General features: G+C 35.9%; 21 protein-coding genes. All 21 read left to right on the top strand.

From position 1 onward, the window contains the following. The first annotated feature begins 94 nt into the window (after positions 1–94). The 21 genes from JYB62_RS01870 to JYB62_RS01970 all read left to right on the top strand — a co-directional run bounded on the left by JYB62_RS01870 (position 95) and on the right by JYB62_RS01970 (position 22,484). Positions 95–1,666 carry an MBOAT family O-acyltransferase gene (locus tag JYB62_RS01870; RefSeq protein ID WP_243431416.1) on the top strand — a complete coding sequence of 524 codons (1,572 nt, stop codon included), beginning with the start codon at positions 95–97 and terminating at the stop codon, positions 1,664–1,666. A 3-nt stretch (positions 1,667–1,669) separates the two neighbouring features. Further along, positions 1,670–2,593: a hypothetical protein gene (locus JYB62_RS01875; RefSeq protein ID WP_205643752.1), complete on the top strand. Its 924-nt coding sequence runs from the start codon at positions 1,670–1,672 to the stop codon at positions 2,591–2,593. 6 nt (positions 2,594–2,599) lie between these two features. Continuing rightward, the gene (locus tag JYB62_RS01880) at positions 2,600–3,415 is read left to right on the top strand and encodes an ABC transporter permease (RefSeq protein WP_205643753.1); all 816 of its coding nucleotides are present in this window, start codon (positions 2,600–2,602) and stop codon (positions 3,413–3,415) included. Positions 3,416–3,468: 53 nt separating this feature from the next. Beyond that, positions 3,469–4,728 carry an ABC transporter ATP-binding protein gene (locus JYB62_RS01885; protein WP_205643754.1) on the top strand — a complete coding sequence of 420 codons (1,260 nt, stop codon included), beginning with the start codon at positions 3,469–3,471 and terminating at the stop codon, positions 4,726–4,728. 2 nt (positions 4,729–4,730) lie between these two features. Next, positions 4,731–5,450, top strand: coding sequence for an O-methyltransferase (locus JYB62_RS01890; RefSeq protein WP_205643755.1), 720 nt, complete (start codon positions 4,731–4,733; stop codon positions 5,448–5,450). Further along, positions 5,450–6,361 carry a glycosyltransferase family 2 protein gene (locus JYB62_RS01895; RefSeq protein ID WP_205643756.1) on the top strand — a complete coding sequence of 304 codons (912 nt, stop codon included), beginning with the start codon at positions 5,450–5,452 and terminating at the stop codon, positions 6,359–6,361. Before JYB62_RS01890 ends, JYB62_RS01895 begins: the two co-directional genes overlap by 1 nt. A gap of 40 nt (positions 6,362–6,401) precedes the next feature. Further along, positions 6,402–7,325 carry a hypothetical protein gene (locus JYB62_RS01900; RefSeq protein ID WP_205643757.1) on the top strand — a complete coding sequence of 308 codons (924 nt, stop codon included), beginning with the start codon at positions 6,402–6,404 and terminating at the stop codon, positions 7,323–7,325. Beyond that, positions 7,322–8,212, top strand: coding sequence for an FkbM family methyltransferase (locus JYB62_RS01905; protein ID WP_205643758.1), 891 nt, complete (start codon positions 7,322–7,324; stop codon positions 8,210–8,212). The genes JYB62_RS01900 and JYB62_RS01905 overlap by 4 nt, the downstream gene beginning before the upstream one ends. A 4-nt stretch (positions 8,213–8,216) precedes the next feature. Next, positions 8,217–9,404, top strand: coding sequence for a glycosyltransferase (locus JYB62_RS01910; protein WP_205643759.1), 1,188 nt, complete (start codon positions 8,217–8,219; stop codon positions 9,402–9,404). Between the two features lie 5 nt (positions 9,405–9,409). Next, entirely contained in the window at positions 9,410–10,339 is a 930-nt protein-coding gene (locus JYB62_RS01915; RefSeq protein ID WP_205643760.1) for a glycosyltransferase, read from the top strand. After that, complete coding sequence (locus JYB62_RS01920) at positions 10,339–11,217, top strand: glycosyltransferase (protein WP_207758585.1); 879 nt, start codon at positions 10,339–10,341, stop codon at positions 11,215–11,217. Before JYB62_RS01915 ends, JYB62_RS01920 begins: the two co-directional genes overlap by 1 nt. A 9-nt stretch (positions 11,218–11,226) precedes the next feature. Then, positions 11,227–11,886, top strand: coding sequence for a class I SAM-dependent methyltransferase (locus JYB62_RS01925; RefSeq protein ID WP_205643761.1), 660 nt, complete (start codon positions 11,227–11,229; stop codon positions 11,884–11,886). Then, positions 11,883–12,836, top strand: a complete 954-nt coding sequence (locus JYB62_RS01930; protein WP_205643762.1) for a glycosyltransferase family 2 protein — start codon at positions 11,883–11,885, stop codon at positions 12,834–12,836. The genes JYB62_RS01925 and JYB62_RS01930 overlap by 4 nt, the downstream gene beginning before the upstream one ends. 292 nt (positions 12,837–13,128) lie before the next feature. After that, positions 13,129–13,428: a GIY-YIG nuclease family protein gene (locus JYB62_RS01935; RefSeq protein WP_205643763.1), complete on the top strand. Its 300-nt coding sequence runs from the start codon at positions 13,129–13,131 to the stop codon at positions 13,426–13,428. 178 nt (positions 13,429–13,606) lie between these two features. Continuing rightward, positions 13,607–14,536: a glycosyltransferase family 2 protein gene (locus tag JYB62_RS01940; RefSeq protein WP_205643764.1), complete on the top strand. Its 930-nt coding sequence runs from the start codon at positions 13,607–13,609 to the stop codon at positions 14,534–14,536. A 1-nt stretch (position 14,537) separates the two neighbouring features. Then, positions 14,538–15,671: a glycosyltransferase gene (locus JYB62_RS01945; RefSeq protein ID WP_205643765.1), complete on the top strand. Its 1,134-nt coding sequence runs from the start codon at positions 14,538–14,540 to the stop codon at positions 15,669–15,671. Continuing rightward, positions 15,668–16,789 (top strand): glycosyltransferase, encoded by a 1,122-nt coding sequence (locus JYB62_RS01950; RefSeq protein WP_205643766.1) that lies wholly within the window; start codon positions 15,668–15,670, stop codon positions 16,787–16,789. The genes JYB62_RS01945 and JYB62_RS01950 overlap by 4 nt, the downstream gene beginning before the upstream one ends. A 76-nt stretch (positions 16,790–16,865) precedes the next feature. Beyond that, a complete protein-coding gene (locus tag JYB62_RS01955; protein WP_243431417.1) occupies positions 16,866–18,065 on the top strand; it encodes a hypothetical protein in 1,200 nt (399 codons plus the stop codon). Beyond that, positions 18,062–19,150, top strand: a complete 1,089-nt coding sequence (locus tag JYB62_RS01960; RefSeq protein ID WP_205643767.1) for a glycosyltransferase family 4 protein — start codon at positions 18,062–18,064, stop codon at positions 19,148–19,150. The genes JYB62_RS01955 and JYB62_RS01960 overlap by 4 nt, the downstream gene beginning before the upstream one ends. A gap of 839 nt (positions 19,151–19,989) precedes the next feature. Further along, positions 19,990–20,256 (top strand): GIY-YIG nuclease family protein, encoded by a 267-nt coding sequence (locus JYB62_RS01965; protein WP_205643768.1) that lies wholly within the window; start codon positions 19,990–19,992, stop codon positions 20,254–20,256. A 575-nt stretch (positions 20,257–20,831) separates the two neighbouring features. Next, on the top strand, positions 20,832–22,484 hold the full coding sequence (locus JYB62_RS01970; protein WP_205643769.1) for a DUF6044 family protein: 1,653 nt from the start codon (positions 20,832–20,834) through the stop codon (positions 22,482–22,484). Positions 22,485–22,587 lie beyond the last annotated feature (103 nt).

The raw sequence follows: 22,587 nt of genomic DNA on the forward strand, positions 1-22,587 counted from the left end.
TAAGGTTGAGTACCAAATTATTCATGGAATCTGGTCAAAGGAATTTTAATGATAGGAACTGAGTTTCAGTCAAAAAATAAGAGCACGGGGTTTAATGCTTTTTAATTCTTACGAATATTTGATTTTCCTACCAGTAGTATTTCTACTCTACTGGTATGTTTTTAGTAAAAACTTAAAGGTTAGAAATTTTTTCCTCTTAGCTGCCAGCTATCTCTTTTATGGCTGGTGGGATTGGAGATTTTTATTCTTGATTATTGCGAGTTCAGCTGTGGATTATTGGTGTGGCTTAAAGATGGCGACAGTCATCTCGAACGAAGAGGGAGTGAAGTCAATTCGACCGAAGGGAGAAATCTCATCAGTTAAAGAGATTTCTCCTTCCGCAAGCTCCAATCGAAATGACCCCAAGTCCAAATCACCTCGAACTCAGAGAGTGGTCTCATTGACAAGAAAAAAACTCTATTTAGCCATCAGCCTAGCCTTCAATCTAGGTCTGCTTGGCTTCTTTAAGTATTTCAACTTCTTTATTGAATCCTCAGTAGACTTTATAAATCTTTTGGGCTTTCAGGCCAATATCCATACCCTGAATATCATTCTTCCTGTTGGAATCAGCTTTTATACCTTCCAAACTTTGAGTTATACCATCGATGTATATCGAGGCAAGCTGGAACCTACCCAAGACTGGATGGCCTTCTTCGCTTATGTAAGTTTCTTTCCACAGCTCGTGGCAGGTCCTATTGAGCGGGCATCTAATCTATTACCTCAGTTCTTTCAGAAGAAAAGCTTTGAATATACCTTAGCCATGGATGGGCTTAGACAGATTCTTTGGGGGCTTTTTATGAAAGTGGTGATAGCAGATAACTGCGCAGTCTTTGTAAACCAAGCATTTACCAACCCAGAAAGTCAGCCAGCCTCCAATCTGTTAATCGGGGCAGTATTTTTTAGCTTTCAGATTTATGGGGACTTTGCAGGATATTCCAATATCGCTATCGGGACGGGTAAACTCTTTGGTTTTCATTTGATGCAAAACTTTGCTTTTCCTTATTTTTCTAGGGATATAGCTGAATTCTGGAGAAGATGGCATATTTCTCTTTCTACCTGGTTTAGAGATTACCTTTATATCCCATTGGGAGGATCTATGGGAAGTAAAACCCAAAGCCTTAGGAATATCTTAATCATCTTTTTGGTTTCTGGATTCTGGCATGGGGCTAATTGGACCTTTATTATTTGGGGAGGCATCAATGCCCTTCTCTTTATTCCTCTCTTTTGGTTTGGGAAAAATCGGGTGAATATAGGAATCGTGGCACAAAACCGATCTCTACCAACATTCTATGACCTAGGCCAAGTACTTCTTACTTTTTCAGTTACCACTCTGGCTTGGATTTTCTTTAGATCTCCAGATTTGAATACTGCTGGAACTTATATAACTCATTTATTTTCCTCCAGTATTCTTTCAATGCCAAAAATGGATATTAGAGTTTACCTTTTTATTGGTTGGGTGCTGATTTTCATCATTTTGGAATGGATGGGAAGGAGAGAAGAATTTGCGATTCAAAAAATGGCATTTAGAAAACCGGCTATAATTCGCTATGGCTTGTATTATGGATTGGTTATGGCAGTATTTCTGTTTGCCAGAAAAGAACAGGAATTTATCTATTTTCAGTTTTAAAAAGTGAATCGGTTTTTACTCAGAGTATTGATTTTCTCTTTTTTTCCTTTGCTCTCATTGTATGGGGTTTTACTGTTAGAAAATGGTACTGCGGATCCATTTTACCAGCGATTTGTAACTCCCAAGCAAGAGGCATTGATTTTGGGGAATTCAAAGGCTGCTCAAGGAATAATACCTTCGATTTTAAATGATCGATTAGCTGATGTCTATCCAGCGAAGCTTTATAATTATTCATTTACAGTTTATAATTCTCCTTTTGGAGCATCTTATTTAGAAAGTATAAAAAAGAAACTGGCTGAATATGATGGGGAAAGGTGCTTTATTGTCACAGTGGATCCTTGGAGCATTTCAAGTGATATAAAAGATCCCAATAACCCAGATAAGTTCGAAGAGAATGACAGGTTTTTAGCTGCAATCAAAAACGTAAACTCCAATCCAAATCTAAATTATTTACTCTATTGGTTTGAAAAGTCATTTTATGAAATTATTCTGATGAGAATCAAAAATAATTTATCAAAACTCCATGTAGATGGTTGGTTTGAAACAACAGGTAATATGCAAGAAAGTGCTATTAATCAGAGAAGGGGCTTTATGATAGATTTTTACACTGACTATTTGAACAAATACAGTTATTCGGAAGAGCGTTTTAAATACCTTCAAAAGACTATTGATTTATTACAAAAGAAGGGTAGGGTGATTTTGGTAAGGATGCCATTACATCGAGACATCCTTAAGATTGAGAAATTCCAAGACCCTGATTTTGAGTCAAGGATGGATTTTTTGTCCAAAAAATTTAGTGTTTCATATTTTGATTTTACTATTACAGAAAGTAAATGGGGATTTAAAGATGGACTTCATTTAACTATAGAGTCTGCAAAGGATTTTTCACAAGATCTTTCGAATAAAATTTTATTATCCAATAATTAATTCCTTTTGAAAAAATCCGTTATCCAACCCACTAAAGGTTGGCAGTTTATTGATTTCGAAGAACTTTGGAGGTACAAAGATCTCCTTTATTTTCTAACTGTCAGGGGTATCAAGGCTCGATATGCGCAATCCATACTTGGAATTGGATGGGCTATTATCCAACCTTTATTTACTACGCTGATTTTTACCCTTGTTTTTGGAGGATTAGCTAAGGTTGATTCTGATGGTATGCCTTATATCCTTTTTTCCTATTTAGCACTTTGGCCATGGTCTTATTTTTCGGGTACCTTGTCTGAATCAGCCAATAGTTTGGTGGCTAATGCTGGGATGATTACCAAAGTTTATTTCCCCAGATTGATTTTGCCTCTCGCCGCTATCTTTTCCAAACTGTTAGATTTTGGAATCTCATTTATTGTTCTCTTGGTGCTTCTGATTTACTTTCAGATAATGCCGGGGTGGGGCTTGCTAGTACTCCCGTTGCTTTTGCTTCAATTGTTGATGTGTTCTTTGGGAATAGGAATGATCCTTTCGGCAATGGCGGTACAATACCGAGATGTTAAATACGCGCTTGGCTTTATAATCCAACTCTTACTCTATGGAGCGCCTGTTGTTTATAGTACCACCGCTGTTCCCGAGGTTTGGCAGTTTGCCTATTCTCTAAATCCTATGGCAGGAGTGATTGAAGGAATACGTGCAGGGTTCTTAGATAGACCTATGCCTTGGGAATGGATCTGGCCAGGAAGTATTGTGGCAACAGTACTCTTTGTATTTGGCTTGTTTTACTTTAGACGGATGGAGAAAGTATTTGCTGATGTCGCTTAAAACCCTAGTTCAACTTTTCAGCTTTCTGAATTTATCCTTTTGAATTTCTAAAAATGTCCGACACAATAATTAAAGTAGAAAACCTCTCCAAGCGCTATCGAATAGGGCTGCAGGAAAAAAAGGCGGATACCTTCACTCAGCAACTAATAAATAATCTAAAGGCCCCAATTGAAAATTTCCGAAGGATTCAGAGCCTTGGAAAATTCGAAGCCGAAAGTGATTCAGTGCATTGGGCATTGAAAGATGTCAACTTTGAGGTGAAGCAAGGTGAGGTGTTGGGAATTATTGGAAAAAATGGAGCAGGTAAATCTACCCTTTTGAAAATCCTATCCAAAATAACTGAGCCTACATCAGGAAGAATAGAATTGATAGGAAGGGTAGCAGCTCTTCTGGAAGTAGGAACAGGATTCCATCCAGAACTAAGTGGAAGAGAGAATATCTACATGAATGGGACTATCTTGGGAATGACCAAGAAAGAAATTGATAGTAAACTTGACGAAATCATTGATTTCTCAGGAATAGAAAAGTATGTGGATACTCCTGTTAAATTCTATTCTTCGGGTATGCGGGTAAGATTGGGCTTTTCTGTTGCTGCGCATTTGGAACCTGAAATATTGATAATTGATGAAGTCTTGGCAGTAGGGGATTATGAATTCCAAAAGAAGTGCTTGGGAAAAATGGAGGATGTAAGTCAAAAGGAGGGCAGAACAGTATTATTTGTTAGCCATAATATGGATGCAGTTAGAAATTTATGTAGCCATTCTATTTTACTTAGAAATGGAACAATAGAAGCGAATGACTATACAGATATTGCATTGAAGTACTATTTAAAAGGTGAAAAAACTAATAATTTATTGAATATTAAAGAAGCTGAAATAGTTGGTGCTGGAAATAAGAATATTCAATTGGAAGAAATTATGGTTTCTTCAAATAAGGATCATTTAGCTGAATTAGTGACAGGCGAGCCACTCCATATAAAGTTAACCTATAAAATAAATATACCTATTGACTTATCTAAATCTAGGATTGATATAAGAATAGATAATCAATATGGTCAAAGACTGGTTTGGATGAGTTCAGAAATCAAAAAAGGTTTTGATTTTTATAAAAAAGAAATTGTATTTAAAGTAAATGAAAACCTGCTTTTACCAGGGGATTATATTTTGACTGTATTCATACATGATGGGATAGATGTATCTGACTGGTTTCCTAGCGTATTAACGTTTTCTGTTTCAAATTCAGGAGAATTATTTAGTAAGTTGAAAGTCCCCAATAGTCAGTCTAGCATTTTCTATCCATTTGAAGTATTATAATAATGAATTGGATTGTCAAATTAAGAGATAAGTTATTCGGGCTAAATAAGCTTGAATACAATTTTTTATTCGGGAAAATTAATCAGAATCAAGATTATAGATTTAAAGAGTTAAAAGCTATAGAGGTTTTGAAGCCTTATTTTCCAAAGGAATATGTTTTTGAAACTAGTTTTTCTCTTTCCTTTCAAACGATTCAGCACATTGCAAATGATATAGTCATCAATAGACCGAAAATTATTTTGGAAATTGGTTCAGGTTTGTCAACAATTATTTTGAATAACTTAATTTCTGATTTAGACTATAACCCCGAGTTTATAAGTATAGACCAAGACGGAGACTGGCAAAAATATCTTCAACCCCAATGTCCAAGAGTTAAGTTTTTCGCTTTTGGTATTACTTCAAGTAATGAATTCTCTTATGAAAGAAAAGGAGAGTGGTTTGATATACCCAATACCTGCGAAGTAAGGTTTAAAAGTTATGATCTAGTGATTATAGATGGACCAAAAGGATTTGGGAGTAAGTTTGCTAGGTATGGAGTTGTCGAGTTTCTAAATGGTAGAGTTAATGGATCATCTATTCTATTTTTAGATGATACAGATAGGCCAGATGAGCAATTTGTTTTGCGGAATTTGAAAGAAAAGTTCTCTATGTTATATGTTAGTTCAAATGGAAGATATACTAGACTTTCCAGGGATACTAGTATAATTACTTCTCCCAGCTAATGAATATCCATATAGTATCAGTCCTTATTCCAAACTACAACAAAGTTCAATATTTGAGGGAAACTTTAGATTCTGTGATTTTACAGACTTACCCCCATTGGGAATGTATCATAGTGGATGATCACAGTACCGATAATTCTTGGGAAATATTGGAGGATTACGCAGAAAGAGATCAAAGGTTCAGACTTTACAAAAGACCGGGAGACCGGAAGCCGGGAGGTAATGCTGCTAGAAATTATGCGATTGAACAAGCAAAAGGAGAATTTGTAGCTTTTCTAGATTCAGATGATGTTTGGTTTCCTCAAAGGCTTGAGCGGGCAATGAATTTTATAAAAAGACATAATTGTGTTTCAATTTTTAGTGGAGCCTTAGTTAAAAAGCAAGATGGTATTATCACCCTAAAATCAAGAGATATTCATGTAGATGAATCAATCTTTGATTTTATTTTAAGTGATAGTGTCTTTTGTCCAACTCCGTCTTTAATAATGAAAATAGAACTTGCTCAAATAATTATGTTTGATGAGGACCTAAAGCGTCACCAAGACTATGATTTTTTTATTAGGGCACATTTGATAAGTCCTTGGAAATACTTTGAAAATTATGATGTCCAAGTTAATTGGACAAGATCTGACATTAAAAATATCAATTATCAACATTGTATTCCTTTTTATGAAAAGCATTGGGAAAAGAGTCTGAACAAAAAGATAAGATATAAATATATTGTTAGAATTACATCTTCTTCGATTAGGGAATCATTTCAAAATAATATAGCTCCCTATTTTAGAGATGTTTTGAAAAATGAAGGGTATGTATTTTCATTTCAGGATTATATTATGTTTTTTTTCCCACACTTGTTTTATGTTCTTTCAAAAATTAAATGGGCTTTTCGTGGTAGGATTTACAATGAATGATTTCTTAACTTAATTTCCCTAAAAGATTTAATTAATTTTGATGATTAGAATTAAATCAAATTATGCCCATATAGTGTCTGCTTTTAATTCATCAAGTGATAAGTTGATTTTATTGTCCACTTATTTCACTTCCAAGATGGATCCTATGAGGGCTTCCCAGCAAGCAGTAAATAATTTTGACTATTTTAAGAATTGGTATGATAGCGTAAATGAATTAGGGTTATGGGGAATGATTTTTTGTGACACAATTTCAGATGAGTTTAAGATAAAATACCAAACAGATAGAATATCATTTGTAAGGTGTGAATTGGGTCCTCATTCGCTTAATGATGAACGTTTTTTTATTTTCCATGAATTTATTCAACAACTGAAATCAGATGCCTATGTTGTTTCAACTGATATTAATGATGTAATCATAAATAAAAATCCTCTACAACTATTCGAGTTAAATCCTGATAAATTATTTATCGGAAGAGGGATTAGAAAGACTTGGAAGGACGGATTATGGGCAATAGAAGCTTTATTTCATTTTGATAAAAAATTAAAAAAGAAATTGCCTGTTAGTTTCTTTAATTTCCCTCAATTTACACCTGGAACCATTGGTGGAAAAACAGAGATTGTAAAAAAAGTATACCAAGAGATGATAGATCTATTTTCTGAACTTGGGGATGATGGGAATTATGACATGCAAGTTTTCAATTACATTATAAAGGAATCTTATTTTCCTCTGAATTCTTTTTGGGATGGTATCATTCCTTTTTGGCTAGCCAAATGGTATTATTATGCGCTTTATAGAGTTTCAAGAAAACTTGAAAAGGGATATAAAGCATACAAATATGATGTGGTTTTACCAGAAGAGGGGATTAGTAAAAATGATTTGATTCATGCTGGTTTTCCATTCGTTAGTGTTGTTGGAAAATTTGAAAAGAAAGGAGTGTCTGAGGCTTACCTTATTCATAAATGAATAATAAAATTAAAAGCTTTTATCATTATAATTTGGCCAGGCCATTTTATCAAGTTATTCGACCACTACAACCAATTCTAAATTTTAAAAAGCGAACCTTCTTCGATAAGTTTAGGGTAAAAACTAATGATGGAGTTTCCTTCTGGCTTTACAATAATGCTTTTTATTGGGAGACGGAAATGTTTTGGGCTGGTTTTGAAAATTTTAATTACGAAAAAAAATCGAGATTAATCTGGTGTAAATTGGCAAAATCTTCCAAAACAATTTTAGACATTGGCTCAAACTCTGGATGGTTTTCAGTGATGGCCAAAGCCTATAACTCTAAAGCCACTGTTCATGCTTTTGAACCTCAACCAAATATTTTTCAGGTTCTGAAAAAGAATAATACTATAAATAGTTTTGACATCTTTTGCCACAAACTTGCCCTTTCAGATAAAGAAGGTGAATTCCCCTTTTATAATACTGGAGCCAATTCTTTCACCACAGAAAATACCAATCATGGTAGTTTAAATAAAGATTGGAGACCGGAAAAACAACATTTAATTTTTGTTCAGGTTGATCGACTTGACCATTTTTTAAAAGAAAATGAAATTCCACAGGTTGATTTAATTAAAATTGATGTGGAAACATATGAGTATGAAGTCCTTAAAGGATATGGCAATATGTTAAAACTCCATCATCCCATTATTTTACTTGAAATCCAAGATAGAGAGTTAGGCGATAAAGTAGCAAGCTTGTATTCTACAGGGACTGTTAAGTTTTTCCAAATTGATGAATCTGATGGGCTACTGGAAGTGTCCCGATTGGGAGAAAATTCTTCTCAAGAAAACAGAAATTACTTGATATGTCCATTGAATAAGTTGAGCCTTATCAGTGAGTTTGTCTAATCAAATGCATAAAATTCTTATTATTCCTTCATGGTATCCTACACCAAAAAGACCATTAAATGGATCATTTTTTAGGGAACAGGCCGAATTTTTAAGCCAGTCCAAAGTTTGCCAAATGCTTGTTTTATATGGAGAGGAGCGATCCACTCCTTTTTTGAAATTAGCATGGATTTACTTTTTGAGTTTTGTAAAACGTACCTGGCCAATCCAAAAGGAATTCGTTATTCAAAGTCCTGAAGCTTATGGATTTATTATTCCTAATAATAGGAGGTTTCCGGAAAAGCTCAGAGTAAAACTGGCTATTAGACTCTATCAAAAAGCTTTTTTATCCTTGAAAGGTATTGGATTTATACCTGATCTTCTCCACGCTCAAAGCGGTATGGATGCGGGTATTTATGCGCATGACCTGTCTAAAACTCATAATATCCCTTTTGTAATTATTGAACATCAAGTCTTTGTTTTCCATTATTATTCTCGATTCAAAGCCAAGTTGGTGTTGGCTGCTTTTAAAGCTGCAAAAAAAACAGCAGCTGTTAGCTATGACGAGCGAAGGCAAATTTTAATGAATCAGCCTAACTGTAATCCTGAGGTTATTTGGAATCTAGTGGACGAATCTCGTTATCATATCCAGTTAAAAAGGAGAAATAAGCTATTTACTATAATTACAATCCTGAATTCTTTTACTATCAAAGGATTTGATACTTTTTTGGAAGCAATTGCTGAGTTAGCAAAAGAAACTCAGAATTTTAAATTTATTATGATCGGGAAAGGGGCAGATGAAATGTCAACTGATCCTGATTCAAATGCATTTGTTAGAAAAAGCAAAGAGCTAGGGATTTATAATTTCGGTAAATTCTTTCCATTTATAGGAAGGGGTGAGATAGCAGGTATATTGAATACAGGTCACGTCTTTGTTTCTCCAAGCATTCATGAACCTCATGGAATTGCCGCAAGAGAGGCAATGATGTGTGGATTGCCAATTATTAGCACTTCAAACGGAGGAGTTGAAGATTCCATATTCAAGGAAACAGGTTTAGTGGTTCCGGTAAAAAACCCTATTGCATTAGCACAAGCTATTCTAGAAATCAAAATAAATCTTTCAGTTTATGATCCCAATAAGATCAGAGGAATAGCTATTGAACAATGTGGATCAAGAATTTTTTTGGAGCAAATGACTAAATTTTATACTTGAATAAAATGAGCAACCGCACCAAAGTAAGTGTTTGTATGATTGCTTTCAAGGTCGAAAAATATATCCAAAAAGCTATAGAGGGAGTTTTGATGCAGGAAGTTGATTTTGAAATTGAATTAATTATTTCAAATGACAATTCACCTGATAAAACAGGAGAGATAGTTGAAAAGATAATTGAAACGCATCCAAGAGGTTCTTGGATAAAATACAAGAAGCAAGAAAAAAATATTGGTTCCACTTTAAATTACCTTTGGGTTCTTGAAAATTGTACGGGAAATTATGTAAGTATTTGTGATAGTGATGATTTTTGGTCCGACCCGAATAAATTACAAAATCAGGTAGATTTTTTAGAAGGTCATCCTGAGTATATAGCCTCTTTTCATAATAGGTATATGTGTGATGAAAATGGAAATGTTACTTCAACTTCCATTGATGAAAATCAAAAGCGGAATTGGAATTTTGAAGAATTAATCCTGAGAATGCCGGAAATTCCCTCTGCTTCAGTGGTTTTTAGAAAAAGAGAAGATTTTAATCTTCCTGAAGAATTTAGAAAGGTTGTTGTTAATGGAGATACTTTTCTTTGGACTTATTTACTTCAATTCGGAGATTTTTATTATGATAGCACAATTTTACCCTCTTATTATCGGCAGCACTCCAATGGGCTTTGGTCTTCAAATAATAGTTTTAAAAAATCCAAGTTGAGTTATAATACTTACCTTCTATTGAAAGAAAGTTTTCCTGAAAGAAAATCTATAAATGATCAATTATTTGAAATAAAAAATAATCTTTTTTATTATGCTTTTAAAGAAAGAGAGTTTAAGATTTTTGGTAAATATTATTTTTCAAATCTTTTTACTTGTATCATTCGACCGAAATATCTTAAAAGTTTTTTCAGGATTCATAAACCCCTTTTATCTAGACTCTCGGGAAAATAATGATTAGGATTTCTGTCATTATTCCTGTTTACAATGATCAAAAGAGGCTATTGGGTTTGTTGAATAGCCTTAACTCTCAAACACTGAATATAGAAAATTGGGAAGTGATAGTTGTAAATAATGACCCTGAAAATGATTTAGACATTTCCGATTTAGTAAATCTAACTTATTGCTTAAAAGTATTGAATGAAAAAAGACCTGGCTCTTATGCAGCTAGGAATAAAGGAATTGGTTTCGCTAAAGGAGAGATACTTGCATTTACAGATTCAGATTGTTTGCCGGATCGGGATTGGTTGAAAAACGCTTGGAACCTTTTTTCACAGGATTTCAGAAAAGAAATTGGAATCCTTACCGGACCTGTACCACTGTTTTTCAAAAATACTAAGGCACTTTCTGATGCTGAAATTTATGAAAAATATACGGGTTTTACGACTGAATCCTATGCCAAAGAAGGACATGCCATTACTGCCAATTGGTTTTCCTACAAATCTGTTTTAGCCGAATTTGGAAATTTCAATTCCCAATTGAAATCCAATGGAGACTCTGAATTATCTGGGAAAATAAGTCATATATACCAAATTGTTTATAGAGATGAGATTAAAGTAATACACCCTGCTAGATACCATACCCAAGATTTAGTAAATAAATACAAAAGACTTATAGGAGGGACTTTTAGCTTGAGGTATCAGGAAAACAAGCAGGGTTTTCGTGCCTTTTTTATAGATTTTGTGATAAAAAGATATCGTTTTGCTTTAAAAAAAATTTTTACTGTTTCGCCCAAAGAGTCATGGGCAATTCTCAAAGTCTGTCATGCCATCAATCGAGGAGCTTTAAGAGAATATTATAACTTAGTCAAAGGAGGAGATACGAAACGCTAAAACGAATATATGTTAGGAGCTATTAAAAAGAAGTTTTACGATTTCTATACTCGAAAGCATAGGCTAATCCAAAAGCCAAATTTTGAGGCCATGCCAGTCCCAGAAATCTTATATAACCATTTAGAAAATGGGAGACTTTTGGCCAAAAGAGAGCAGTTATTAGGGCTCCTTCCGGAAAATGGAATCGTAGCTGAATTGGGAGTTGATCATGGGGATTTCAGTAGGAAGATTTTAGAGATAAATAAGCCATCAAAACTACACTTAGTCGATGTTTGGCAAAGTGAACGCTATCCGGAAAAGCTTTTTCATGAAGTAAGTCAAAAGTTCCAAAAAGAGATTGAGGCAAAAAAAGTGGAAATAAATCGTGGCCTATCCACAAAGGTAGTGGATCAATTTCCAGATGGATATTTTGATTGGATTTATATTGATACGGCTCATACCTATTCGATGACCAAGGCAGAGTTAGAGTCCTACCTACTAAAGATGAAGAAAGGTGGAATAATAGCGGGACATGATTTTATCATAGGTGAGATCGATGTGCCTTGGAAATACGGGGTAATAGAAGCTGTTTATGAGTTTTGCGAAAAGTATAACTGGGAGATCATTTATTTGACTATGGAAAGAGGGATTTCGCCAAGTTTTGCAATCCGCGAAATTTTAAAAAAATGAATCCATTAGTTTCCATCATCATTCCTGTTTATAACAAGGCTGCTTTTGTGGCAGAGACATTAGATTCGGCTTTGGGACAGAGCTATCCCAATATAGAACTAGTTTTGGTGAATGATGGAAGTAGGGATGGTTCTAAGACGATATTAGAAGCCTGTAGATCAAATTTCCCAAATAGAGTAATTTTAATAGATCAGCCTAATGGAGGAGTTTCCAAAGCTACTAATATAGGAATCCAAGCAAGCAATGGCGAATATATCCAGTTTTTAGATGCGGATGACATCCTATCCGAGGATAAGATTCTTAAACAAATAGAACTTCTTGAAAATCAAGATTCCAAAGTAATGGCATCCTGTGAATGGGTGAATTTCCAGGAGGATATTACAGAGTTTTCAAGGTTGCCCTATGGCGCTTTTCAGGGTTTTGAATCGGGATTAAACCTACAGCTTAGTTTCTGGAATAATCAGGAAATGATGGCTATTTCTTCTTATTTAACCCATCGAACCCTTATCGAAGAGGCAGGGCCTTGGGATGAAAGCTTGACCATCAATCAGGATGGGGAGTTTTTTATGCGTGTATTACTTCGGGCTAGCAAAGTGCTTTTTGAACCTACTGAGCGTGTTTATTACAGGCAGCCTGGAATATCCAATGTTTCCCAACAGAAGTCTGAGAAGGCTTTTGCCTCACTTTTGGATTCGTATCAAGCCTTTGAGAGGAATGTGCTTGCAGTAGAAGATTCACATCGAGTTAGAAAGGCTTTAAAAAAAGTTTATCAAAAGTTTATTTACGATTGCTTCCCAAATTATCCCCATTTGGTAGCCAAAGCTGAGGAATTGATGGAAACCTTGCAGGTTCCTGAAAAGACTTATATAGGAGGACCAAAATTTCAGCAGCTATCCCGATGGATCGGGTTTAAAAATGCTTTGCGCTTAAAGCGATGGTTTCAATTGTGAAATTGCAACGTCATTGCGAGGGGCAAGAGTAAGGTTTTCATTTAGTTTAACATTTAAAGCCCCGAAGCAATCTTTTGTTTGGAGTAGTATTGAAACAGATTGCTTTGCTTCGCTCGCAATGCCGAATTAAAGACGTCATTGCGAGACTTTACCAAGAGGGTATCTTATTCTTAAAAAATTCAAAGTCGAAGCAATCTTTTGATCAGGAGTAAGAATCTGACAGATTGCTTCGCTCCATTCTTCCGCTCGCAATGACGAATAGATTTCTTCACTTCTCTTGAAATGACTTAAAATGAAAAAAGGAGGCGCTGTATATATAATGACCAATTTCAATAATACAGTCCTTTATACAGGTGTCACTGCTGATCTTTTTCAAAGGGTTTATCAACATAAAGAAAGGCTAGATCCGAAGTCCTTTACTCACAAGTACAATATTAATAAGCTAGTCTATTTTGAGTCTTTTCATAGTATTGAAGAGGCTATTGATAGAGAAAAACAGATCAAAGGCGGAAGCAGAAAAAAGAAAGAGGATTTGATAAATTCTATGAACCCAGCATGGAAAGATCTTTGGGAGGGTGTAAAGGATTGGTGAAATTATAACGTTATTCTGAGGGCAAGAGCAAGGTTTTAATTTAGTATAGAATTTATAGCCCCGAAGCAATCTTTTGATTGGAGTAGTATTGAAACAGATTGTTCCTCTATTACTGCGGATCAAAGTGACGAGTAGATTGCTTCGCTCCATTCTTCCGCTCGCAATGACGAATTAAATTATGTTTTCCGTAATTATCCCACTATATAATAAAGCCTCTTTCATTAGCAGAGCCATAGATTCTGTTATGTATCAGACATTTCAGGAATTTGAGATTATTGTGGTCAATGATGGATCTACCGATGGCGGAGAGAAATTACCAGAAAACTACAAAACTGATAGGATTAGAGTAATCCACCAAGAAAACCAAGGAGTATCTGCTGCCAGAAATGCTGGGATAGCTCAGGCTAGATGTTCTTTTGTAGCATTTTTGGATGCAGATGATTACTGGCATAAGGATTATCTAAAAATCACTTCAGAGGCTATTAAAAAGTTTCAGGATGTTGGGGTAATAGGATCTCATTATTCTCATGAAGAGCTTCCAGAAGTAGTTGAAAACCCAGAAGTTTTACCTCTGACAAACTACTTTTCAAAGGCAATTCATAACACATTTTATTCTTCCTCCTCAACTATCATCAGAAAAGACTTTTTTGACAGCAATGAAGGATTTAAGACTTATTTGAAAATAGGAGAAGATTTAGACCTTTGGTTTAGAACAATTGCTTTTTTTGGTAAAGCGTATTTGATAAGAGAGAGACTTGTTTTCTATGATCTGAGTAGCTCTGAAAGTGGCCTTATTAAAAAGAATTTAGCTTTTTCAGTTCTTTCTGAGTTTTTGAAAGATGATTATCTAAGTGAAGAACAGAATGCCATTGAATTGGAAAGTTTTAAAAGGAAATTTATTCTGTTCAATTTGTTTGAGTACTATTCCTTGAATACAAATAAATCAATTCTTGAAAGGCTTTTAGAGAAAGTTGGCACAAATTATAGTCTAATTGGCCTGTTTTATAGGTTACCAGGAGCATTTTTGAAAAAGTATTTTTCTGTTGGTTCGCTAAGTAACTTGTTTCGAAACTATATGAAGTTTTGCTTCCGATATATCTATTCTTGAAATGAAAGTAGTTCGTGTCGTTTCAGAATTGGATTTTGGCGGAGTAGAAAAAGTTCTGGCGATTTCCTTGCCTGCACTTAAAAATCAAAATGGCTTGGAGCTTAAGCTGATCGTATTAGGAAAAGGCGGAAAAGTGGCAGAAGAATTAGTTCCTAATGGAATCGAACCGCAGATTTTAAGCTTTAATCCCAGAATCCCAAATTTCAAACTGATAAAGAAACTTCAAAACATTTTGATTGAATTTGCACCTGATGTAGTACATACACAAGGGGGAGAGGCTAATTTTCATGGTATTTGGGCAGCTAAATTGGCCAATGTTCCTTTGGTTATTGGGGAGGAAATTGGTATTCCCAATCATCATACTTATTGGAGATATGTTTTTAAGTGGGTTTATCGTAAAGCGAATAAAGTAATAGCTATTTCAGAAGCGGTCAAGGAAGCAATTGTGGAGTTGGAAGAGGTGGAAGCTTCAAAAGTAAGTGTAGTATATAATCCGGTCAATATCGGAATAGAAGGAAGAGATTTCTCCCTCCGTTCCTCCGGTCGAAATGACCAAATTACCAGTAATTCCCCCTTTGTTTTTGTGTGCACATGTCGATTAGTACCGATAAAGAATTTGGACCGATTGATAAAAGCATTTGAGGGATTAGTTAAAGAAAATCAAAATAGAGAACTTTTATTGAGGATTGTTGGAGAAGGGCCGGAAAGAAATAAGTTAGAAAGCTTAAGTCAGAAATTAGAAATGGGGGGATGTGTAGAGTTTTTAGGTTTTCAGGAGGATGTTTGGCCATTTTTAAATGAAGCGGATTCTTTTATTCTTCCATCGCTTCGAGAAGGTTCATCGGTTTCCTTGGCTGAGGCCATGAGTGCAGGACTTCCCAGTATAGTCACCAAAGTAGGAGGAGCTTCCGAAATTCTTGGCAAATCCCAGTCAGGGATTTTAATTGATCCTTTAAAAACCCTGGAACTTCAATCTGCGATGCAAAAATTATTAGACATTCCTTATGAAGAAAGAATTTCAATGGGACAAAGGGCAGAAGAAGAAGCAAAACGTTTTTCAGTTGAACATTATTTAGATTCCTTACTATCCATTTATGCTTTTTCAGATTTAAGACTTAAGCCTTCAGACTTTTGATCAGGGTCCTTCATTGTATAGAAACCATAGCCTCAGGAGGTGTAGAGCAGGTTCGTTTAACTTTGGTGAGAGGTTTAGATCGTTCAAAGTTTGAGCATAAAATTATCTGTACTTGGAAGGGAGGGGCTATAGCGGATGCATTAGAGCAAGAAGGTATTGAACTAATCCCTATTGGCGGTTTTAATCATCCATTCGAATGGCAGAAGCAAAAACAGGTTTTGGAAGTGATCCGGAAATTCAAACCTCATATTATCCATGGGGCTATTTTTGAAGGTATGAGTATGGCCGCAATAGCTGGGACATTAGGAGGAGTCCCAATTAGAATTTTGGAAGAGACTTCGGAGCCAATTGGAAGAAGCAAAAAATCTCTTTGGTTGCAGCGATTATTTCTTAGGTTATCTGATAAGATCGTGGGTATTTCTCCTTCGGTAGTCCAGTTTTTAATCGAAAAAGCAAAATTGCCTGCATCAAAAATTCTTTTGATCAATAACGGGGTTACTATACCTGCACCGAATGAGTCAAAAGAAACCCAAGAACTGAAAAATAAATTGGGGCTCAAGGAACATGATTTTGTAATTGGATCTGTTGGTCGAATCTATGATGAAGTAAAACGGTTTTCAGATATTCTTAAAGCATTGGAGATATTAAACGATCCAAAATATAAATTACTTGTAATAGGGGATGGTCCAGATTTGGAATCCTTAAAACTGTTGTCTGAGGAATTGAACCTTAGTAAGCAAGTGATTTTCTTAGGGCAACAACCTAACCCACATCCTTTCTTTGGGGTCATGGATGTATTTTGTATTGTATCTGCACATGAAGGATTTGGTTTAGTCGCAGCTGAGGCCATGATGCATAACTTACCCGTTATCGCAACAAAAGTAGGTGGTCTAAAGGATGTAGTAATAAATGAAGAGACTGGTTATTTGGTACCTTCTTATTCACCTCACCAAATAGCTGATAAAATTAAAGTTTTAGCTATTGATTCTGGATTGAGGACTAACATGGGAGAATTGGGAAGGACTAGAGCTTTGGAAAACTACTCAGCAAAGCGATATTGTAATGAAATTGAAGACTTATACTTGGAGCTATTAGCTAAAAAAGGAATTCAAGCTTAATAAGCGTTTTAAAATTTAAGGTTTAACAAATACACTCTTGCTTGATATTATAGTCATTCTTCTCCTAATCATAGTCATGGTAAATACCAATTCATCCATGGCTAAAAGGTTTGGTCTGCCTTATAAGTATGAGCTTCATCTACACTATTTGTTGGCATATCATATCTTCTTCAGCCTTTTCTTCACTTGGTATATTATTAATTATGGTGGAGATTCTCAAGGCTATTGGAAGTTTGGAATGGAGCAAGTATTAATTAGAGGGGATGAAACTTGGTTTTCCTATTTTGGAGAAGGGACCACATTTATTCTTTGGTTATGCTATATTCCGAGCCAACTCATGGGGCTTTCTTACGTGACAGGCAATATTCTTTTTGGATTTTTAGGTTTTATTGGGATACGATATATTTTTGTGATGACCGCAGATTTATTCCCTGAAAATCACGAGGTGCTGGGAATCTCATTATTTCCTGCTGTTTTTTATTTTCTAAATCTTCATTTTTGGTCTGCTGGGGTTGGTAAAGATTCGGTTTGTTTCTGGGGAATTGCATGGTTCTTTTTTGCAGTTCAAAAATATAAGACTAGATGGTGGCAAGCCGCTATCGCTTTATTTTTTGTTTATCTATCAAGACCACATATGGGTCAAGCTTTAATATCAGGTGCAGGTTTGGCTATTTTATTGGGATCAGAAGTGAAATTAGGCTATAAGATTGCTTTGAGTGGATTGGCTGCAGCAGGAGCCATTCTTTTATTGCCAAGCACCTTAGAGGCTTTGAGGATTGAAGAATTAAGCTTCGAGGCGTTGGAAACCATGTCGGGAGTAAGAAGTGCCGGCTTAAATACCAGGAATGTTGGTTCTGGAGTCGATTTGGCTTCATATTCTTGGCCCATGAAACTTTTTACATATATGTTTCGACCGCTATTTATTGATTCACATAACATAGTTACATTTTTAAGCTCTTTTGAAAATCTTTTATACCTCTGGCTCAGTTTTTTCATTTACAGAAATTGGACTCCAGAAGCGATACGGGATATGCCACTATTTATAAAGGCTGGAATGTTGACCTTTATTCCTGTGGCATGGGCATTTATGGGAGCTTTGAGCAATCTGGGGATTATCATGCGAATGAAGAATATGACCATGATCTACTTTTTATTGTTTTGTTTTTTCTTGATAGCCTATAATAAAAAGCTGAGAATCCAGAAGGTTCAAGAAAAGATGCGTTACTACCTACAGCGGGAGGAAATCAAAAGGAAGAAAAAGGAACTGGCAGGGTGAAAAAAAAGAAGAAGATTCTTTTTCTCCCTAAATACCCTCGACAGGGAGCCTCCAGTAGGTTGAGAACTTTCCAGTACCTGGATTTATGGAAGCAGCAAGGAGTAGAGGTCAGCGTATCCTCATTTTTTAATTCAAAATACCTTTCTCAGATTTACCAGAATCAAAAACCTCAGTTCATCAATGTCTTGAAATGCTATCTGAAAAGGTGTTGGGTGCTGATGTACAGTTGGAGGTATGATCTGATTTGGATAGAAAAAGAGGCCTTTCCTTTTCTACCTTCCTATGCGGAATGGCTGATTGAAAAATTAGGAAAGGGCTACATCGTCGATTATGATGATGCCGTTTTTCATAACTATGATCAGAATCCCAATTGGTTGGTCCGGACCTGGATGGGGAATAAAATTGATTGGGTGATGCGGCATTCCCGAATAGTTTTTGTGGGAAATTCTTACTTGGGCAAAAGGGCTAAATTGGCAGGTGCTTTGGATGTACAGATTTTACCTACCGTGGTAGAAACAACTGTCTATTCTGTTCATCGAAATAACAATAATTCTAAAATTAGACTGGGCTGGATTGGGTCTCCCTCCACAACCAAATATTTGAATTTTTTAACGTCAATTTTTGAAGAATTAAGTAAAACACTTGATTTTGAGTTGTTGATTATTAATTCTCCACATGTTCAGCTACCTGATTTTACTTGTGAGTATAGCTTGATTCCTTGGAAGGAGGAAGAGGAGAGTTCACAGATCTCTCAATTTGATATTGGAATGATGCCATTACCAGATAGTGACTGGGAAAAGGGGAAATGTGCTTACAAGTTAATTCAATACATGGCTTGTGGATTGCCGGTGGTGGCTTCCCCTGTAGGAATGAACAAGGATGTGGTACGACCTGGAGAAAATGGTTTCTTGGCTTCCACTGAATTGGAATGGCTGGAGGCATTGAGTCTGCTGATAAGTGATTCATCATTGAGAGTGAAGATGGGAGATGCTGGAAGAAAGTTGGTGGAGAATGAATATAGTTTGGAGAAGAACTTTGAGAAGATCAAGAGGGCTGTGGAAGGGGTTTTTCATAAAGGTAGGTAGAGAGAGATTTCTCCTCCTCGTTCCTCGTCGTCGAAATGACCGAGGAGTAATTCATGTTAATTTGTCATTTCGAACGAGCAACCGAAAAAGTAAAAGCTAGAAGTTCTGTTGTTGCGAGGAGAAATCTAAAAGTCGTTAATAAAGTCAGGGTTTTTGAATGGGTTGAATGAGAGATTTCCTGCCTTCAGCAGGCAGGCTCAGTCGCTACACTGTGTTTGGCTCCTTCGAAATGACAATTAGAAAGAATCGAATTTTGTGTCATTTCGAACGAGCAACCTAAAAAGAAAAAGCAAGAAGTTTTGGGGCTGCGAGGAGAAATCTAAAAGGTCTGTTAATAAAGTTGGAATATGGAGTGACCGATGTAAAGATTTCTCAGTCGGTTTAACTTTTTGTATTCAGAATTTAATGCTTGACCTCCTTCGAAATGACCATAGAAATCGCTTTGTGTTATTTGTCATTTCGACTGCAAGGAGAAATCTAAAGTTTTGTTTTTAAAGAAGGGTTTGTGAATGGGTTGAATGAGAGATTTCCTGCCTTCAGCAGGCAGGCTCAGTCGCTACACTGTGTTTGGCTCCTTCGAAATGACAATTAGAAAGAATCGAATTTTGTGTCATTTCGAACGAGCAACCTAAAAAGAAAAAGCAAGAAGTTTTGGGGCTGCGAGGAGAAATCTAAAAGGTCTGTTAATAAAGTTGGAATATGGAGTGACCGATGTAAAGATTTCTCAGTCGGTTTAACTTTTTGTATTCAGAATTTAATGCTTGACCTCCTTCGAAATGACCATAGAAATCGCTTTGTGTTATTTGTCATTTCGACTGCAGGGAGAAATCTAAAACACTATGTTTGTCTACATCCTTACAAATAAGAATAAGACGACCCTATATGTTGGGGTAACCAATGATTTAAGCAAAAGGTTGGCAGAACATAGGGAGGCAAGAAATACTTTTACTTCAAAATATAAGTGCTATAATTTAATTTACTTTGAGGAATTCCAGTCTCCCCTGGATGCAATAGCTAGAGAAAAAGAGATTAAAAAGTGGCGAAGGGAGAAAAAGGAACGTTTGATTTCCTCACTGAACCCTCACTGGGATTTTTGGGAGTTTTAGGTTAGAGAGATTTCTCCTCCTCGTTCCTCGTCGTCGAAATGACCAAAGTGCATTTCACGTTAATTAGTCATTTCGACCGCAGGGAGAAATCTAAAAGTCGTTGATAAAGTCTGGGATTGTGAATGGGTTGAATGAGAGATTTCTCAGTCGCTACACTGTGTTTCGCTCCTTCGAAATGACAATTAGAACGAATCGAATTTTGTGTCATTTCGAACGAGCATGCTGAAAATTTAAAGTTAGTAGTTCAGTTTTTGCAAGGAGAAATCTAAAGTTTTGCTTTTAAAGAAGGGTTTGTGAATGGAATGCATAAGAGATTTCCTGCCTTCAGCAGGCAGGCTCAGTCACTCCACGGCGTTACGCTTCTTCGAAATGACCAAAGTGCATTTCACGTTAATTAGTCATTTCGACCGCAGGGAGAAATCTAAAAAACCTTTATAAAAGGAGGAATAGTGAAAAGAGCGAAGGATAGATTTCTCAGTCGCTCCACTGTGTTTCGCTTCTTCGAAATGACCCTTAAGACTTTACTTGGTAGTTAAAGATTTTTGTTTAACCTACCTTTTCAGCTCAAAGACCATATGAATAAAACCATCATTTTCTTAGTCCTATTGGTGCTGGTAATGTTGCTGCCTTATTTCATTTTGGGGGAGGGGGTATTTATCCCTGTTTCAGATAATATGGACTCCAATCTCGCCTGGTACAAGATGTTGCAGGATCAAGGAAAGATTTTTTCTAGTTGGAATACTCCGGTAGAAGGAATGTTAATCGAGACACCCAGGTTTAGTTACCCTTCTGGCTTTAATGTGGAAATGATGTTATATGGGCTTTTTCCGCATTTGAATGCTTATATGATCAATAAAGCCTTGATCATTATCATCGCCTTTTTTTCATTTCGCTTTTGGTTGAGAGGACAGCAACTCACGGTGAAAAATGGAAGGGAGGAAATCTTATGGTGTTTGCTTTGGGCAAGTTTGGCTTACTATCCCCATAGAGGAATCTCCATCGCTGCGCTTCCCGCTTTGGTACAGGTTTTTTCCTTGCTATTAGGTAAGAAAGATCACGTAGGGCACTGGTTATTTCTGATAGGATATGCTTGCTATTCTATGTTGTTCCTAGCCTCTTTTTATTTCTTAACAGGGATTTTGGGTTGGATCATAGTTTCCTCCTTAAAGAATCAAGTAATACCTACAAGAACAATCTTAGCCTTTATACTGCTTATGGTTGTTTATTCTATTCAAGAAATAAATTGGATACTTGGGTATTTTTTGAATGATCAATTTGAAAGTCATCGCGCTGATTTTACCTATGATTTTGGAATCTGGATTAATCAAAGTCCTATTGATTTTTTCTGGTCGGGAGATCAAAACGGAGTTCATTTTACACCGATATATCCCATTATTTTCTTTGGCTTAGTAATGATGGCTTGGTACCAGAAGAAATGGTCTTCCAAATCCTTTTTATTTCTTAATCTTCTTTTTGGGGTCTCATTTATATTAGCAATTCTCAGCAGAGTTGGGAATTTGGAGTTTTGGGGTAAGGTAACCCCCAAACTGAATTCTATTAATTTGTACAGATTTGAATATTGGATTCCTTTTTTTTTGTTTGCAGGTTTAGTTTATGCTTGGAAGACTTTTTCATTTAGAGGGATTTCCTGGATTCTTTCCATACTCATTTTCATTAATTTGTTTGTCTATCAATATGAATGGCGTTATTGGATCAATTCAATGATCCCCATAATGGATCAACAAGTACCTAGTTACCAATCTTATAATGCCACCAATCAAATGGAGGAAATAAAGGAATATCTAGGAGAGGAGTTGCCTAATTCCCATTTTGTGAATTTCAATATTCCCCCAGCAGTTGCAGCTTTTAATGGATTGATTACGGCGGATGGATATGTACAACTTTATTCAAAATCCCATAAAGAACAAGTATATCAACTAATCAAAGAAGAGCTGGGAAAGGATGATTCTTTAGAGCAGCACTTTTTAGAATGGGGAAACAAGTGTTATTTTCAAAATGCCCAATATCCTGATGATTACTTCATGTATCAATGGAGGAAAGAGGCACCTCTCATGGAACCCAGCTATGATTATGAGAGCATGAAAAATGAGTTAGGAATAAATTATGTGCTTTCCGCCTTACCTGTCATTTCCGAGCAGTTGCAGTTGGTGAAGGTCTTTGAAGATGAACACTCGGCATGGTCCATTCATCTCTATCAATTGAAATAAATGACATCTAACTTGAGTAGATTCTTAGTGTTTTCAGATGTACTATCTTCCTCCATTTATAGGTTTGATCAATATTCCTATCTGTTCAGATGGGCAAACCGTG

The sequence above is a fragment of the Algoriphagus lutimaris genome, assembly GCF_017051705.1.
Taxonomy (GTDB): domain Bacteria; phylum Bacteroidota; class Bacteroidia; order Cytophagales; family Cyclobacteriaceae; genus Algoriphagus; species Algoriphagus lutimaris.

Coding starts and splice junctions, on each gene's coding strand:
- JYB62_RS01905 (WP_205643758.1), top strand. CDS start 7,322: ATGAATAATAAAATTAAAAGCTTTTATCATTATAATTTGGCCAGGCCA.
- JYB62_RS01965 (WP_205643768.1), top strand. CDS start 19,990: ATGTTTGTCTACATCCTTACAAATAAGAATAAGACGACCCTATATGTT.
- JYB62_RS01895 (WP_205643756.1), top strand. CDS start 5,450: ATGAATATCCATATAGTATCAGTCCTTATTCCAAACTACAACAAAGTT.
- JYB62_RS01900 (WP_205643757.1), top strand. CDS start 6,402: ATGATTAGAATTAAATCAAATTATGCCCATATAGTGTCTGCTTTTAAT.
- JYB62_RS01925 (WP_205643761.1), top strand. CDS start 11,227: ATGTTAGGAGCTATTAAAAAGAAGTTTTACGATTTCTATACTCGAAAG.
- JYB62_RS01920 (WP_207758585.1), top strand. CDS start 10,339: ATGATTAGGATTTCTGTCATTATTCCTGTTTACAATGATCAAAAGAGG.
- JYB62_RS01955 (WP_243431417.1), top strand. CDS start 16,866: ATGGTAAATACCAATTCATCCATGGCTAAAAGGTTTGGTCTGCCTTAT.
- JYB62_RS01935 (WP_205643763.1), top strand. CDS start 13,129: ATGAAAAAAGGAGGCGCTGTATATATAATGACCAATTTCAATAATACA.
- JYB62_RS01945 (WP_205643765.1), top strand. CDS start 14,538: ATGAAAGTAGTTCGTGTCGTTTCAGAATTGGATTTTGGCGGAGTAGAA.
- JYB62_RS01910 (WP_205643759.1), top strand. CDS start 8,217: ATGCATAAAATTCTTATTATTCCTTCATGGTATCCTACACCAAAAAGA.
- JYB62_RS01915 (WP_205643760.1), top strand. CDS start 9,410: ATGAGCAACCGCACCAAAGTAAGTGTTTGTATGATTGCTTTCAAGGTC.
- JYB62_RS01940 (WP_205643764.1), top strand. CDS start 13,607: ATGTTTTCCGTAATTATCCCACTATATAATAAAGCCTCTTTCATTAGC.
- JYB62_RS01930 (WP_205643762.1), top strand. CDS start 11,883: ATGAATCCATTAGTTTCCATCATCATTCCTGTTTATAACAAGGCTGCT.
- JYB62_RS01885 (WP_205643754.1), top strand. CDS start 3,469: ATGTCCGACACAATAATTAAAGTAGAAAACCTCTCCAAGCGCTATCGA.
- JYB62_RS01870 (WP_243431416.1), top strand. CDS start 95: ATGCTTTTTAATTCTTACGAATATTTGATTTTCCTACCAGTAGTATTT.
- JYB62_RS01970 (WP_205643769.1), top strand. CDS start 20,832: ATGAATAAAACCATCATTTTCTTAGTCCTATTGGTGCTGGTAATGTTG.
- JYB62_RS01890 (WP_205643755.1), top strand. CDS start 4,731: ATGAATTGGATTGTCAAATTAAGAGATAAGTTATTCGGGCTAAATAAG.